The organism is Staphylococcus sp. mip270_02 (assembly GCF_054031535.1).
Map to the genome: position 1 here is coordinate 2,448,456 of NZ_CM132934.1, position 16,035 is coordinate 2,464,490.

General features: G+C 31.3%; 14 protein-coding genes and 1 pseudogene. 3 read left to right on the forward strand and 12 right to left on the reverse strand.

Annotation, left to right across the window (positions count from 1 at the left end; genetic code table 11):
* Positions 1-44: 44 nt before the first annotated feature.
* On the reverse strand, positions 45-1,070 hold the full coding sequence (locus ACW5YJ_RS11565; protein WP_107551873.1) for a hemolysin family protein: 1,026 nt from the start codon (positions 1,068-1,070) through the stop codon (positions 45-47).
* 318 nt (positions 1,071-1,388) lie between these two features.
* On the opposite strand from ACW5YJ_RS11565, the pseudogene ACW5YJ_RS11570 reads away from it, so the two are divergent.
* Positions 1,389-1,445: pseudogene (locus ACW5YJ_RS11570) on the forward strand (zinc ribbon domain-containing protein); the annotation flags it as partial.
* Positions 1,446-1,892: 447 nt separating this feature from the next.
* Here ACW5YJ_RS11570 and ACW5YJ_RS11575 read toward each other — a convergent pair.
* From ACW5YJ_RS11575 to sufC, 7 genes are all read right to left on the reverse strand, one after another.
* Positions 1,893-2,420 (reverse strand): GNAT family N-acetyltransferase, encoded by a 528-nt coding sequence (locus tag ACW5YJ_RS11575; RefSeq protein WP_171916633.1) that lies wholly within the window; start codon positions 2,418-2,420, stop codon positions 1,893-1,895.
* A 91-nt stretch (positions 2,421-2,511) separates the two neighbouring features.
* On the reverse strand, positions 2,512-2,919 hold the full coding sequence (locus ACW5YJ_RS11580) for a phosphate-starvation-inducible protein PsiE (RefSeq protein WP_017722379.1): 408 nt from the start codon (positions 2,917-2,919) through the stop codon (positions 2,512-2,514).
* Positions 2,920-3,063: 144 nt separating this feature from the next.
* Positions 3,064-4,461 carry a Fe-S cluster assembly protein SufB gene (gene sufB, locus ACW5YJ_RS11585; RefSeq protein WP_017722380.1) on the reverse strand — a complete coding sequence of 466 codons (1,398 nt, stop codon included), beginning with the start codon at positions 4,459-4,461 and terminating at the stop codon, positions 3,064-3,066.
* 179 nt (positions 4,462-4,640) lie between these two features.
* Positions 4,641-5,090: a Fe-S cluster assembly sulfur transfer protein SufU gene (gene sufU, locus ACW5YJ_RS11590; protein ID WP_017722381.1), complete on the reverse strand. Its 450-nt coding sequence runs from the start codon at positions 5,088-5,090 to the stop codon at positions 4,641-4,643.
* Positions 5,080-6,327: a cysteine desulfurase gene (locus ACW5YJ_RS11595; protein ID WP_017722382.1), complete on the reverse strand. Its 1,248-nt coding sequence runs from the start codon at positions 6,325-6,327 to the stop codon at positions 5,080-5,082. Before ACW5YJ_RS11595 ends, sufU begins: the two co-directional genes overlap by 11 nt.
* Before the next feature lie 142 nt (positions 6,328-6,469).
* Complete coding sequence (gene sufD, locus ACW5YJ_RS11600; protein ID WP_017722383.1) at positions 6,470-7,777, reverse strand: Fe-S cluster assembly protein SufD; 1,308 nt, start codon at positions 7,775-7,777, stop codon at positions 6,470-6,472.
* 101 nt (positions 7,778-7,878) lie between these two features.
* Positions 7,879-8,640, reverse strand: coding sequence for a Fe-S cluster assembly ATPase SufC (gene sufC / locus ACW5YJ_RS11605; protein WP_017722384.1), 762 nt, complete (start codon positions 8,638-8,640; stop codon positions 7,879-7,881).
* Between the two features lie 364 nt (positions 8,641-9,004).
* Here sufC and popT point away from each other — a divergent pair, with 364 nt between their 5' ends.
* A complete protein-coding gene (gene popT, locus ACW5YJ_RS11610; RefSeq protein ID WP_457338190.1) occupies positions 9,005-9,853 on the forward strand; it encodes a polyprenyl-phosphate transporter PopT in 849 nt (282 codons plus the stop codon).
* Positions 9,854-10,035: 182 nt separating this feature from the next.
* Positions 10,036-11,064 carry a hemolysin family protein gene (locus ACW5YJ_RS11615; RefSeq protein WP_107551870.1) on the forward strand — a complete coding sequence of 343 codons (1,029 nt, stop codon included), beginning with the start codon at positions 10,036-10,038 and terminating at the stop codon, positions 11,062-11,064.
* Between the two features lie 615 nt (positions 11,065-11,679).
* Here the strand turns inward: ACW5YJ_RS11615 and ACW5YJ_RS11620 are convergent.
* The 4 genes from ACW5YJ_RS11620 to ACW5YJ_RS11635 all read right to left on the reverse strand — a co-directional run bounded on the left by ACW5YJ_RS11620 (position 11,680) and on the right by ACW5YJ_RS11635 (position 15,999).
* Entirely contained in the window at positions 11,680-11,853 is a 174-nt protein-coding gene (locus ACW5YJ_RS11620; protein WP_017722387.1) for a VraH family peptide resistance protein, read from the reverse strand.
* A 1,593-nt stretch (positions 11,854-13,446) separates the two neighbouring features.
* A complete protein-coding gene (locus ACW5YJ_RS11625) occupies positions 13,447-14,262 on the reverse strand; it encodes a MetQ/NlpA family ABC transporter substrate-binding protein (protein ID WP_017722388.1) in 816 nt (271 codons plus the stop codon).
* Positions 14,263-14,285: 23 nt separating this feature from the next.
* Positions 14,286-14,981 (reverse strand): methionine ABC transporter permease, encoded by a 696-nt coding sequence (locus tag ACW5YJ_RS11630; protein WP_017722389.1) that lies wholly within the window; start codon positions 14,979-14,981, stop codon positions 14,286-14,288.
* On the reverse strand, positions 14,974-15,999 hold the full coding sequence (locus ACW5YJ_RS11635) for a methionine ABC transporter ATP-binding protein (RefSeq protein WP_457338191.1): 1,026 nt from the start codon (positions 15,997-15,999) through the stop codon (positions 14,974-14,976). The genes ACW5YJ_RS11630 and ACW5YJ_RS11635 overlap by 8 nt, the downstream gene beginning before the upstream one ends.
* Positions 16,000-16,035: the final 36 nt, after the last annotated feature.

Consider the following 16,035-nt stretch of genomic DNA (forward strand, 5'->3'; position numbering starts at 1 on the left):
CTTTGCCTTTTTAACAAAATAACACCATTAATCCCCTATTAGAATCATATATTATTTTTATTGTACGCTTTCATTTGTTCCTCTAGTTTTTCATTTTCTTCTTCATCCATTTCGTCTTCTATTTCCATACCTAACATTTCTTCAATAAGGTCTTCGTGAGAAACAATAGCTTCCGTACCACCGTACTCATCTAAAACAATGGCTAAATGTTTACGTGAAACTGTCATTTTTCTCAACACCCATTCAGCACGATTATGCTCATTTACAAATAAGGGTTCCGATGTATATTTTAAAATATCATTCTCAGGTTCACGGCTCCATGCTAATAAATATTTAGAATGAAAAATACCTATAACTTGATCAATATCTTTACCATATACAGGATAACGTGTATATGGATTAGAAACTACAGTCTCATAAGTTTCTTCATACGAAATATCTGAAGGAAATGCAGTAACATTTATGCGTGGGGTTGTATCAATGTCTGTAATCTTTAATTGCTCAAAATCCATAACCCCTTGAATACGATTACGCTCCATTTCATTAAACGCGCCTTCGCTACCTGCAATGGTAACCATCTGTCTAATCTCTTCCTTTGAATAACGTTGTTGCTCTTCCTGTCCTTTAGATAAAAATCGGTTAATTGCATCTGTTATACCATTTAGAATTTTAGTGATTGGTTTAAATATAAAGACGAAAAACGATATAGGTGTATACACTAAACGTGAAATTCTATCTGGATATGTAGCTGCAATTGACTTAGGAATAACTTCTGAAATAACAATGATAACTACTGTTGTTACTGCAGTTGCGATCCCAACATTTAAACCCAAGTCTACTGCTAATATTGTAACTAACGTAGGTAAAATAATATTCGCGATATTATTCCCAATCAGTATCGCCGTGATAAATTCACTTGGTTTTGTTAATAATTTTGATAATTTTCCCGCTTTTTTATTTCCCTCTTGAGCATCTGTTTGTATTTTCATCCTGTTTGCAGCAGTTAACGCGGTTTCACTTCCCGAAAAGAAAAATGAGGCAAACAAAAGTATGATTATACCAATAACCATAAATTCATGACTCCTTTAATAAGCTTTATTAATAAATTCACTTTCATATAATTTCCCACTTTAATAACTTTATAAACGCATTGTTCTTGTAATATAACATATCGCTTCCCAGTATAAATAACTCACAACTGATAGCTAATTGATACAGGTAACTATGTTATGATAAGGAAAATAATACAGAAGATGAATTTTTCATATGGCTAAGATAGCACAGTGCCAAAGTTGTGGGATGCCTATAGATAAAAAAGCCTCTGCAAGAATAAAAGTGATGGTTAAACATCAGAAAAATACTGTCATCATTGTTATCAAAATGGTTCTTTTACTATGGATCTTGGATTTGAAGATATGTACGACTATAATCTAAAAAGATTTTAAGAATCAAACATGAATAAAATACAAAAATTCTTTTTAAACAAAATGTATACTAAAAAAATATGGCTAAGTTAGAACACTGGAAATAACACACACTAGTAGCATGTATAAATACGAAATCAATCAAATTATTTAAGCCACTTTTACACAATTCAACTTAAGTTTAAAAAATATGAGCATGCACATAGTTGGTTCAGTCTTATTTACTATTATTTTTCTAAAATTCTCATACTTATGAATGTTTTGTTTTAAACAGTCTCGATGTAAATAACGTTATATTCCAAAATATAAAAAGGAGTGAACATATGAAATCATAAGGATAACTTGATTTCATATGTTCACTTCCCTTTATAGTTGAATAATAATATAGTAGTCTTAATAAACATTTCCTTATATTCATAGCTCATGCATACATCAATCACAATCTAAGGATATACAATTTTAAATAACTTAAATCATAACTTTTTCAAATTTAAAAAACTCAAATTCTTTTTCCACTCCATTCACATCAAATATTTCTTTATAAAACCCTGTAATGTGAAAATTGCATTTATTTATGTAGAAATGGATATTACGCTTTTCAAAATAAGGTGTATGTAATTCCCAAACTTTAGTTTCTGGAAAATGATTTTCAATCGCTTTCCAAACTTTAGTACCAATCCCTTGTCCATGTGCTTTATCATTAATATATAATGTATCGACATGGTTTCTTTTATTTTCTTTATCAATTTCAAAGATAGCGCCACCAATATTCTCATCATTTAAATAAAAATAATAAATATGGGGATTATCTGAATAAAAAGATTCATTATAATCTTGTTCTGATGGAACTGGTGCAAAATTTTCTGGATGTTCTTTTTCAGGGAAAGTTTCTTGAAGACCTTTCAAAAATGACAATGAAGATTGTTTTTTGAAAGCTTCGAATTCATCCTTTTTAACGCGTGCTAATTGTATTTTGCCAAATCTCTGCTCTGTCACGTTTTATTACTCCCCTCAAAAAAGTAAAAACTATTAGTTCATTAATATTTTGTTATTTTCAAAATAAAAGCATTTAGATTTCAGAAATAAGTTAATCTAATGAGAACCTTTTTAAAAAATAAAGCGAAAATACTAGTATTATAATAGCAATGGCTAAACCAATCGTTGTAGACGCACTATGATGATCTACAATAATATATCTCACGATTGCTGTGATTGCGGCATAAATAAAATATTGCATTGAAAAGTGATAGTTTTTCTTAAAATATTGAACAATTAATAGTATAAACTCAATATATAAGAATGAGATTAAAAGCTTTTCAATCATATAATCATATTGAACATTGCTATTACTTATAAATATCCCATTAATCATGTTAATACATTCTTTAAATAGAAAAATCACCAGTATTATCGCTATTGTTGCAATAAACAAGTTTAAAATTAACATTAAAAACATACTAAAGCTTTCTGCAGCACTCTTTTTATTATTTACCATTAAACCCCTCCAATGATTATTTATTTCCAAAATAAAAAACACGAAATGATACGTAATTTTAACAACATTTAAAGATAAATGCTATTAATTTAGTATCACTTCGTGCTTTTAATTTTATCAAATGGTCGTTTCAATCGATTAAATTTAACCGATACTGCCTTCCATTTCAAATTTAATTAAACGGTTCATCTCTACCGCGTATTCCATTGGTAATTCTTTTGTAAATGGTTCAATGAAGCCCATTACAATCATTTCAGTCGCTTCTTCTTCAGAAATACCACGACTCATCAAGTAGAATAATTGTTCTTCAGATACTTTTGAAACTTTCGCTTCGTGTTCTAAAGAAATATTATCATTGAATACTTCATTGTATGGAATTGTATCTGAAGTAGATTCATTATCTAAGATTAATGTATCACATTCGATGTTTGAACGTGCGCCCTTAGCTTTACGTCCAAAGTGAACGATACCACGATAAACAACTTTACCGCCATCTTTAGAAATTGATTTAGAAACAATTGTTGAAGAAGTATTTGGCGCTTTATGAATCATCTTAGCACCAGCATCTTGTACTTGTCCTTTACCTGCAAATGCGATAGATAAAGTACTACCTTTGGCGCCTTCCCCCATCAATACACAGTTAGGATATTTCATCGTTAATTTAGAACCTAAGTTACCGTCAACCCATTCCATGTTACCATTCTCATGAACTAACGTACGTTTTGTAACTAAGTTATAAACGTTGTTTGCCCAGTTTTGAATTGTTGTGTAACGAACATGTGCGTCTTTATGAACGATGATTTCAACTACTGCTGAGTGTAGAGAGCTTGTTGAGTATACAGGAGCTGTACAACCTTCAACATAGTTAACAGATGCACCTTCATCAGCAATGATTAATGTACGTTCAAATTGTCCCATATTTTCAGAGTTAATACGGAAATATGCTTGTAATGGTGTATCTAATTTAATGTTTTTAGGTACATAAATGAATGAACCACCAGACCAAACAGCTGAGTTTAATGCTGAGAACTTGTTGTCAGCTGCAGGTACAACTGTTGAGAAATATTGTCTAAATAACTCTTCGTTTTCTCTTAATGCACTATCTGTATCTTTAAAGATAATTCCTTTATCTTCAAGTTCTTTTTCCATATTATGGTAAACAACTTCAGATTCATATTGTGCAGAAACACCAGCAAGGTATTTTTGTTCTGCTTCAGGAATACCTAATTTATCAAACGTACGTTTGATTTCTTCAGGTACTTCATCCCATGAACGTTCTGTATTTTCAGATGGTTTAACATAGTAAGTGATATCATCAAAGTCCAATTCAGATAAGTCTCCACCCCATTGTGGCATTGGCATTTTGTAGAATTGTTTTAATGATTTCAATCTATAGTTAAGCATCCATTCTGGTTCATCTTTCATGCTTGAGATTTCGCGGACAATATTTTCCGTCAAACCACGTTCTGATCTAAAAATGGAAACATCTTCGTCATGGAAACCATATTGATAATCCCCAACATCAGGTGCTTTTTTAGCCATTTAAATCACTCCTTTTATATATTAAAAAACGACTTACGTGCAAAATCATTTGTGTATTACTTTTTATATGATGTTAAATAGGCAATGTATTAAACCTTTAACTACATTAGATATCATGTTGTAATCCCTAGTTTGAATGGAATTTTACACATTGTCAATGCATCAACTTCAGTTTAATCTTACTCTTCAGTATTGCCTTCTTTTTCAACTGTACCCTTTTCGAGTGCTTTCCATGCTAATGTGGCACATTTAATACGCGCAGGGAATTGAGCGACGCCTTGTAGGGCTTCAATATCGCCCATATCTTCGCTAATTTCATAGTCTTCACCAAGCATCATTTTAGAAAATTCTTGACTCATTTTCATAGCATCTGCTAATGAATGACCTTTTACCGCTTCAGTCATCATTGAAGCACTAGACATAGAAATTGAACAACCTTCCCCATCAAATTTAGCATCTTTTATGAAACCATCTTCAATATCAAACGTAAGATGAATGCGGTCCCCACACGTTGGATTGTTCATGTCGACGGTCATAGAACCATTATCTAAAGTGCCTTTATTTCTTGGACTTTTATAATGGTCCATAATCACTGAACGATACAATTGATTTAAATTATTAAAATTCATATGAGAAAAACTCCTTCGTCTGTTTCAACGCTTCGACGAGTTGGTCAATATCTTCTTTCGTGTTATAAATATAAAAACTTGCGCGTGCTGTAGAAGATTGATTCAACCACTTCATAAGTGGTTGTGCACAATGATGTCCGGCTCTTACGGCCACACCTTCAGTATCTACCGCAGTTGCTACATCATGCGCATGAACATCAGTCATATTGAATGTAATAACACCAGCGCGTCTTTCTTTCGCAGGTCCATAAATTTCAATACCCTCTATCTCTGACATCTTGTCGTAAGCGTACTGTGTTAATGCTGTTTCATGTTGTTGAATCTCTTCGAAACCTAAGTTTTCAATATATCTTACAGCTTCAGCTAAGCCAATTGCTTGAGCTATTAACGGGGTTCCAGCTTCAAATTTAGTAGGTAAGTCAGCCCATGAAGCTTCATATTTGCCTACAAAATCAATCATATCTCCGCCGAATTCAATTGGTTCCATTTTATTAAGTAACGCGCGTTTACCATATAAAACACCAATACCTGTTGGACCAAGCATTTTATGACCACTAAAACTGTAAAAATCAACATTTAATTCTTGCATATCCAATGCCATGTGAGGCGCTGCTTGTGCACCATCCACGCTAATGATTGCGCCATGTTCATGTGCAACTTCTGTTATAGCTTTTATATCATTAATTGTGCCAAGTACGTTGGATACATGTGCTATAGCTACAATTTTTGTATTATCATTAATTGTAGCTTTTACATCTTCAATAGCTAACTCTCCATCTTCAGTCATTGGGATGAATTTTAATGATGCATTTTTACGCTTAGCCAATTGTTGCCATGGCACGATATTAGCATGATGTTCCATTTCAGTGACTACAATTTCATCACCTTCTACAATGTTAGCATCACCATAACTATGAGCGACAATATTTATTGATGCTGTTGTACCTCTAGTGAAAATGACTTCTTCAAAGTATTTTGCATTAATAAAACGTCTCACTGTCTCACGAGCACTTTCATAACCATCTGTCGCTAATGATCCTAATGTGTGTACACCACGATGTACATTTGAATTATAACGTTTATAATAATCAGCCATTGCATCAATAACTTGCACGGGTGTCTGACTAGTAGCAGTTGTATCTAAATAAGCCAAGCGATTGCCATTAACTTGTTGATTGAGAATTGGAAAATCTTTTATAATTTCAGTAACATTTAAAGTATCAGTCAAATTACTCACAGGCCTTCCTTTATTAAAAATCAATATGCAGACCTTAGCAAAGGTTCAGTCACAATTGATAGATCGTTATACTATCTTTGTCGCTACGGTCAAAATTGGACTTCCCGCTTTAATTACTATTGTCTTAACTTCAATTTTAAGTCTATTTATTTACTTTTAATTCAATTACTTCACGTAATTGACGTTTAACATCTTCAATTGGTAGTTCACGAACTACTGGATCTAAGAAACCATGAATAACTAGGCGCTCTGCTTCTTGACGAGAAATACCACGACTCATTAAGTAGTATAATTGCTCTGGGTCTACGCGGCCAACTGAAGCTGCGTGTCCTGCTTCTACGTCATCTTCATCAATTAATAAAATTGGATTAGCATCTCCACGAGCATTTTCAGATAACATCAATACACGAGATTCTTGGTTAGCATTTGATTTAGCGCCACCATGTTTGATGTATCCAATACCATTAAATACTGTTGAGGCACTTTCAAGCATAACACCATGTTTTAAAATATAGCCATTTGTTTCTTTACCATATTGCACAATTTTTGATGTTAAATTAACTTTTTGGCTACCTGTACCAACAACCACAGATTTTAATTCACTTTCTGAACGGTCACCAATTAAGTTTGTTGTATTATCAATAATCTGGCTACCTTCATTCATAAGTCCAAGTGCCCAATTAATTGTAGCATCTGCTTGAGTAACACCACGGCGGATAATATGACCAGTAAAGCCTTTATCTAAATAATCTACAGAACCATAAGTAATTTTTGAGTTTGCTCCAGCATTTACTTCTGAAATGATATTCAATTGGCTACCTTCACCACTAGCATTTGATAGATAGTTTTCAACATATGTCACTTCTGCACTTTCCTCTGTGCTAATAATGACATGATTGTAGAAACTTGCTTGTTCATCGTCATGTAAGACAACATATTGAATTGGGTGTTCTACAACTACATTTTTAGGTACATATACAAATACGCCACCGTTTAATAATGCTGTGTGTAGTGCTGTTAATCTGTGTTCATCAACAGTAACAGTTTCATTCATGAAATATTGTTTTACTAAATCTGGATGATTAACTAATGCCTCAGATAAACCTTCAACAATAACGCCATCATTTTTTGCAGAATCAGAAACTTTAGTAAAAGCCAATGTATTATTATGTTGAATAATCAAATTCTCAGAATTATCTATATCGATAATATCTTTTACTGCTTCTGGTAATTCTTCTAACGTATGATATACGCTACCTGTTGTTTCGTGTTGCTTAAATGAGTCAAAATCCCATCTGTTAATTTTTGTTTTATCTGGTTTTGGCATTTCTAAAGTTTCAGTTAATTTTAACGCTTCTTTACGTAATTCTGTTAGCCAAGTAGGTTCATTATGGGCTTGTGAATATTCAACTAGTTGCGCTTCAGAAATGTTCAAAGTTTCAGTCGTCATACTTTTTTCCTCCCATTTGATGATTGTATGATTTAATTCATCGGTATAAATCAAGACCTTAAATCTTCATCTAAATTAATATGTTTAATATGAGTTGAGACTTATTCTGTAGCACCATACTCTTCTTTAACCCATTCGTAACCTTCTTCTTCAAGACGCTTAGCTAATTCTGGACCACCAGAAGTAACTACTTTACCACCATACATAACGTGAACGTGATCAGGCGTAATGTAATTTAATAGACGTTGATAGTGCGTGATAATTAATGAGCCAAATTCGTCTCCACGCATTTGGTTGATCCCTTTAGAAACAACTTTTAATGCATCAATATCTAAACCTGAGTCAATTTCATCTAAAATTGCGAATTTTGGTTCTAACATCATTAATTGAAGAATTTCATTACGTTTCTTCTCACCGCCTGAGAAACCTTCATTTAAGTAACGTTGTGCCATATCTTGGTCGATATCTAAATAATCCATTTCTTTATCAAGTTTTTTGATAAATTGCATTAAATTAATTTCTTCACCTTCTTCACGTTTAGCATTTATTGCTGAACGCATGAAGTCTGCATTTGTTACACCAGTGATTTCTGATGGATATTGCATTGCTAAGAAAAGACCAGCTTTTGCACGTTCGTCAACTTCTAATTCTAAGATATTAACGCCGTCTAAGATTACTTCCCCTTTTGTTACTTCAAAGCTTGGGTGACCCATGATTGCTGATGATAACGTTGATTTACCAGTACCATTTGGCCCCATAACTGCGTGTATTTCACCTGTGTTAATTGTTAAATTAACACCCTTTAGAATCTCTTTATCTTCTATAGACACATGTAGGTCTTTAATTTCTAATGTTGATGGCATACATATTCCCTCCGTATTATATGATATGTTTTTCCTATCTAGTTTATAATAATTTTAATCTGCAGTCAAAAGACTGAGCACTTGTTACATCATCTAATTATAACGTAGTTATATATGAATATAAACCTTTTCTAGTGCTAAATTAAAATCGTTATTAAAACACAATGATTTTTGATAATAATACTATGGTTTTTGTAAATGATAAAAGTATCCTTAATGTTCTCAATACATTAAATGCTCTTTTTCATATTAATTCGCATTATAAATATGGTATCTACATCATTTAGTTTCTTTGTGTTTATAATATTGTATTTCACTTTTTTATGCTAATATCATTACTACATTATTAAAAAAGGAGAAAGATATGTCAAAAATTAAATGGTCTAATTTATGGAAAGGTTTTGCAATGGGTACGACTGATTTAGTCCCCGGAGTAAGCGGTGGAACAATTGCACTGTTACTAGGCATCTATGATGATTTCATACGTTCCATTAGTGGTATTTTTTCAAAACGATTTTGGGAAAGTCTGAAATTCTTAATCCCTATTGGTCTGGGTATGGTTATCGCAATCGGAGTATTAAGTAAACTCATTAATTATTTACTTAGTACACACACAGTACCAACAATGTTCTTTTTTGTTGGACTTATCGGAGGTATTATTCCTTACCTATTGAAAACGTCTAACTTCAAACAAACGTTTAGTATACAGCATTATATATTATTGTTACTAGGCATCATTATTATAGTAGTTATTACATTACTCAATAATGGAGATAAGCACGCTGGTGAAACTTTAACATTAAATTCTAGTTTAATGATCAAATATTTTATAGCAGGTATGTGTGCTTCTAGTGCCATGTTATTACCTGGTATATCAGGTTCATTCATGTTACTCGTCTTTGGAGTTTATGGCACAGTAATGTTTGCTATTTCAGAATTTATGTCATTAAACTTTGCGGCAATACCTGTTTTATTAACTGTAGGTTTTGGTATTATTTGCGGATTTTTATTCTCAAGTAAATTAATTCAGTATTTACTATCCTATTATACTTTTCTCACATATGCACTTATTATAGGCTTTGTAGTTGGCTCACTTTACGCAGTGTTCCCAGGTCTACCTGACACATTTATAACTTGGATTATTTCAATCATCACACTGATATTAGGATTTGTTATTAGTTATAAACTAGGAAAAATTACAGCAGATGACTAATGACTTTTAATTTGTATCATCTTTATCTACAAATTAAATTAATAATTATTCAATTGATTGTTCGAACACCTTATTTCACATAAAGTAATTCTTTACACTAGCTATGAACTCGTACTTTTTATATAATAGAATACCAATCAGAAATGATTGAATAAAAACATATCGGAGGAATTAATTAATTTTTGGGAACCTTTATTAGTTTAATTATATTTATTTTATTATTGGTGTTAACCGCATTCTTTGTGGCGACAGAATTCGCAATCGTTAAAGTTCGAACATCTAGGATTAACTCACTTGCGAACGGAGACAATAAAAAAGCGGTTGCCGCACAAAAAGTAGTTTCACACTTAGATGAATATTTAGCTGCTTGTCAACTTGGTATTACGATTACAGCTTTAGGTATTGGTATGGTCGGTGAATCTACCTTTGAGTTTTTATTACATCCTATTTTTAGTAGTTTAGGCCTTTCAGAAACAATGATTCATATATTCACATTAATTAGTGCGTTTGTAATTGCAACTTATTTACACGTGGTTGTCGGTGAAATGGCACCTAAAACAATTGCAATTCAAAAAGCCGAACAAATCACATTGCTAATCGCTAAGCCAATTATCATGTTTTACAAATTATTTTATCCATTTATTTACATTCTTAACGGCTCGGCAAGATTAATTTTGAAAATGTTTGGTATGCAACCTGCTAAAGAAAGTGAATTATATCATTCAGAAGAAGAATTAAAACTATTAATTAAAGAAAGCCATGAAGGTGGAGAAATTTCTGAAAATGAGTTAACACACATTAATCGTGCTTTCGCGTTTGATGAAATGAAAATTGCAGACGGGTACTTACCACTTGAAAAAGTCTCAGTTGTTGATATCAATAGTAATATTGATGAAACTAAAGCATATGTAAGTAATGCAAACTACACAAGATTTCCTGTAATTAAAGACAACACTACACAAATTGTAGGTTATATACATGCAAAAGATCTATTAAGTAATAATATAAATTCGCTTAAGGATATTACTCATAGTATTCTTAAAATCAAATTAAATTCAAAATATCATCAAGTCTTAGAGCAAATGAAATCACACCAAATTCATATAGCTCTAGTGGAAGACGAACAACAAAGTCCACTTGGTATTATCACAATGGAAAATATCTTAGAAAACATTGTCGGCGATATTAAAGACGAATACGATCAATCTTAATAACCAAATAAGTACAAATGATTCCGAGACATAATTAATGTCTCGGTTTTTTATGTATTTTACTATCGATAGTTGTTGTTAAAACTTCAAAAAGAAATACTAAAATTACTGCTAAATATCTTTGTCAGCATTAGATTTATATGGCGGAATTATTATTGCAAAAATTGATTTCTGTAACTCCGTCTCATGAGAAGTTTTATTCAATTTTTATCAAGTGAAGCATCATAAATAAAACCCGACACATAACTTATATACGTTTTCATCTATACTGAAATGAAAGTTTATATAACATAATTGTCGGGTTTAATAATGATAAAATATCAATAGCGAAAATGATATTTCATTCATATAATATATCAATAAATAGAGCTTTAATAAGATTCATACCTCTAATTATTTTAAGCTCTCCCATTACAGTTAAAATTAACAATTTGAAACTAATAACATTAAATATTCAAAGTAACAGTAGTACCTTGGCATCTAACTTAGCAAATATATTAATTAAAACTTATTTATATTTTACACCTTAGAATTGTTCAATTCAAACTTAACTGTTAGGAAACACTTTATTACTCTTTCTGTTAGTATTAAATCTAAATACTAATTAATTTCGACCTACTTTTTGAAATTCTTATCAAACCAAAGTAAATAGACGATAGCACCAACTGGTACCCCAACCAATGGCGTTGTAACCAAACTTACAACAAACATACAGGCAATAATCGTCAATACATCATTAGTACGCCATTTTTTGTTTAATAAGTAATTCCACATTTCTTTTAGACTCATTTCAATCCACTCCTTAATATTTAAAAGTAATTTATTAATAAGATGCATTTTAACAAAATCACTAATTTAACTTTTGAATTTTAGCTTTAATATATTTGTAGTTATCATTTAAAATTCAATGCACTGATTCATTCATATTTCAAATTAGGTAACTGTACTAATTATAAAACAAATACATTAAAAAAATATCTATAACCTGGAAATCGCTCAAGTGTCAAAAACGACATTTATTCAATATTGTTGGTAATCCAATGATAACATGTAATTAAGTAGATAAAACTAACATTGTTGTCACTCTTTAAATAGTTCAATTAAATAAGAATATGACTTTAATTAGATTTGGTTCAAAGACCATAAATAAAATAAAGGTCCTCCCTCAAATTTAAAGCTAAAATTCTTCTAAATCATTGATGGAAATACATTAAATTATTTTTCAGATGACGATTTAATAGTTCAATTTAAAAGTGTTATCCGCTTGAAAATCAACCATCTTTTATTTAAAAACCCTTTCGTTTAGTTTGTCTATACATAAATACTATTGCAACAATTATAGTTATCATATCTAGTATTTTAATGTAGCTTGAGCCTAATTTTATTACTTCAATTTGTAACCATGCTCCTATAATTGGTAAGAAAAAATTCACTATTAATAACAAGAGTAAAACAGCTAGTAATTGTTGTTGTGATTTAGGAATAGTATCATCTCCAAATTATTATCAAATTATTTAATGGTCTGAATTTTAATTTAGAAATTACAAGTTTACTTTTCCACTTTTTTAGACTGAATCACATCAATAATATAGTTCAAAATTCAATTTTATATTAACATAATATTTTTGGTTTTGTACCACACATAATTAGCCTCTTCCTTTGTCCTTGAAATTCGTTAACTAAAATACACTCGCCCCGTTTATTTTAAAAATAGAATTACACACTTTAGATAGACAACGCCCGCCAACATTTCTGCTGACGGGCGTTCATTTCATTTAAATTATTAGTCTTTTTATTATTATAAATTACAGAGTTACTATTAATTATACAAGATACATACTCAATTAAAGGTGACTATATTACCAATTATATCTATTCAGTATCGCCCTTTATTTCATAAATTCTGTATTTTAACCCACATAATAATAAGTGAATAAAAAGAGGATTAACAATATAAAATGTTCTTGAGTTTGAAAGAATAACTCATCTATTTTTTATTCTTTTCTTCCACTCATTTACAGTAATTGTTATCGGTAACAATACGCAACACATAGTTATTATTAAAAATAAACCAATATTCACATCTCTACTCCTTATTTGCAAAATAAACAACATGAAATATAATATTAAAATTAAAAAGTATTACAAATCTTAATTTTACAGTAACATAAGACTAATGATATATCTAGTGAATACCATGGCCTAATCTATTTACTTTAAGTTTTTAAAACCTTATTTTTACTATGCTTGTACAATAAAAAATTGTTTGAATAAGCTAAGATTTCCTAACCCCAAAAATATTAACAGTCCTATTTGAAAAGATCACACAAAAATAAACCCTCTAACCATCACAGTTAAAGGGTTTATTTTTATATTTCGCTGTTATTTAGCTGGTACTACGGCACCATCATATTTTTTATTGATTTCATCTTTAATTTCTTTAGATTGTAATACTTCCATCAATGCTTTGATTTTTTTATCATCTTTATGTCCTTCTTTAACAGCAATTAAATTGGCATAAGGATTGTCTTTCGCTTTCTCTAATACAATAGAATCATCTTTAGGACTTAATTTTTGATCGATTGCAAAATTAGAGTTGATAATTACAGCATCAGCATCTTCATTTTGATAAATTTTCGGTAAGTATTCTGCAGATTGTTTATTATTAAATTTGATATCTTTTTTGTTTTCTACGATATCATCAAATTTAGCATCTTCAATCTTCACACCGTCTTTTATTTTAATTAATCCTGCATCTTGGAAGAATTTTAAGAAACGGCCTTCTTCAGCTGGATTATTAGAAACATACACTGTGGCGCCTTTTGGTAAATCTTTTAGACTCTTATATTTTTTAGAATAAACAGCCATTGGTTCTAGATGAACATTACCTGCTGATTCTACTTTATATCCTTTATCTTTTTTCTCAGTTTTTAAGTAAGGTGTATGTTGGAAAAAGTTTGCGTCTAATTCACCTTTATCTAATAATTTATTCGGTGTTGTATAATCATTAATTGTTTTAATCTTCAAATCATAGCCTTTATCTTTCAATAACGGCTTGGCTTTTTCTAAAATTTCAGCATGAGGAGCTGGAGAAGCACCTACTGTAATTTTTTTATCTTCACTACCTCCACTATTCCCACATGCTGCTAAAACAAGCGCTAATACAAGTACAGAAGCTAAGCTAACTAATTTTTTCATATAAAAAGTCCCCCTTTTTAAGATTATCTCTTATCAATTTTATTAGTAGCCCAATCACCAATAAATTGAATGATGAACACAATAATAAGGATTAAAATTGTTGAAACAAAAATAACGTCATTTTGATTTCTAGTGAAACCTGTTAAATAAGCTAGGTTACCTAAACCACCTGCACCAATAACACCGGCTACTGCAGTAGAACCTACTAAAGCAATCGCTGTAACAGTAATACCTGAAATTAATGCTGGCATCGCTTCAGGTAATAGTACTTTTTTGACTACTGTCCAAGTAGTGGCACCCATTGACCAAGCTGCTTCAATAACACCTTTATCAATCTCTTTAAATGCAATTTCTACAAGTCTGGCATAGAAAGGCGCCGCACTAATGATTAAAGCAGGTAATGCTCCTGTTGGACCACTAATCGTGCCTAACACTAAACTTGTAAACGGAATTAACAATAAGATTAAAATAATAAATGGTATCGCTCTAAACAAGTTAACTATAAATGAAACAATAGTATAGAAAACCCTCGCTATAGGTGATTTACTTTTAGCTGATAAAAAGAGTAATACACCTAATATTAAGCCTAATACAAAGGCAAAAATTGTCGAAATAACTGTCATATAAATTGTTTCGTATGTCGCTAACCAAACTTCGTCCCAGCTGACGTTTGGCATTGTAAACATCTCGCGGAGGATGTCACTCAATGAATTACCCATGTCTTAACACCTCCACTGACACATGCTGTGCTTCTAAATCATTTTTAAACTTTTCGAATTTTTCTAAATTTACATCGCTCAATTGAATTACTAAGAAACCAAGCGAACCATCTTTTGTATGTTTAATATTAGCTTCTAATATATTCACATCGATATTATGCGTTTTCGTTATATATGACACGAGAGGTTGCGTGGTATTATTCCCTGTGAAATTCAAACGAACAACATAATCATCTTCATTAAGTGACACTAAGTCGCTAATAGATTTATCAAAATCATCATTTAAATCATCTTTAACAAAACGTTTTGTAACCGCATGTTGTGGATTCTCAAAAACTGTGGAAACTAGACCTTGTTCAATCACGCGACCGTTTTCCATAACAGCTACTTCGTCACATATGCGTCTAATGACATGCATTTCGTGTGTGATGATTACGATTGTTAAATTTCTTTCTTCTTTAATTTTCAATAATAATTCTAAAATTTCATCTGTTGTTTGAGGATCTAATGCACTTGTCGCTTCATCACAAAGCAATACAGTTGGTTCGTTTGCTAACGCTCGCGCAATACCGACACGTTGTTTTTGACCACCTGACAGTTCTGAAGGATATGCACTTTCTCTACCTTTCAGTCCAACAAGTTCTACTAATTCTTTTGCCCGTTGTTTCGCTTCACGGCGAGGCACACCCGCTATTTCCAATGGAAATGTAATATTATTTAATACAGTACGCGACCATAGTAAATTAAAATGTTGAAATATCATGCTCACTTTTTGACGCTTTTTTCTTAACTGTGATTTTGATAGCTTACCAATTGTATCTCCATCGATAATGACGTCTCCTGAAGTTGGTTGTTCGAGATTATTTAAAAGTCTAATTAAAGTACTTTTGCCCGCACCTGAAAAACCAACTACTCCAAAAATCGAGCCTGATTGAATACTTAAATCAACATGATCTACAGCCAGTACGTCCTGTTTTTTCGTTTTGTACTTTTTGACTATTTGATTTAACTCAATCATTCTGTTTCCTCCTTGTGTTGCTAATCCTTCAATTAA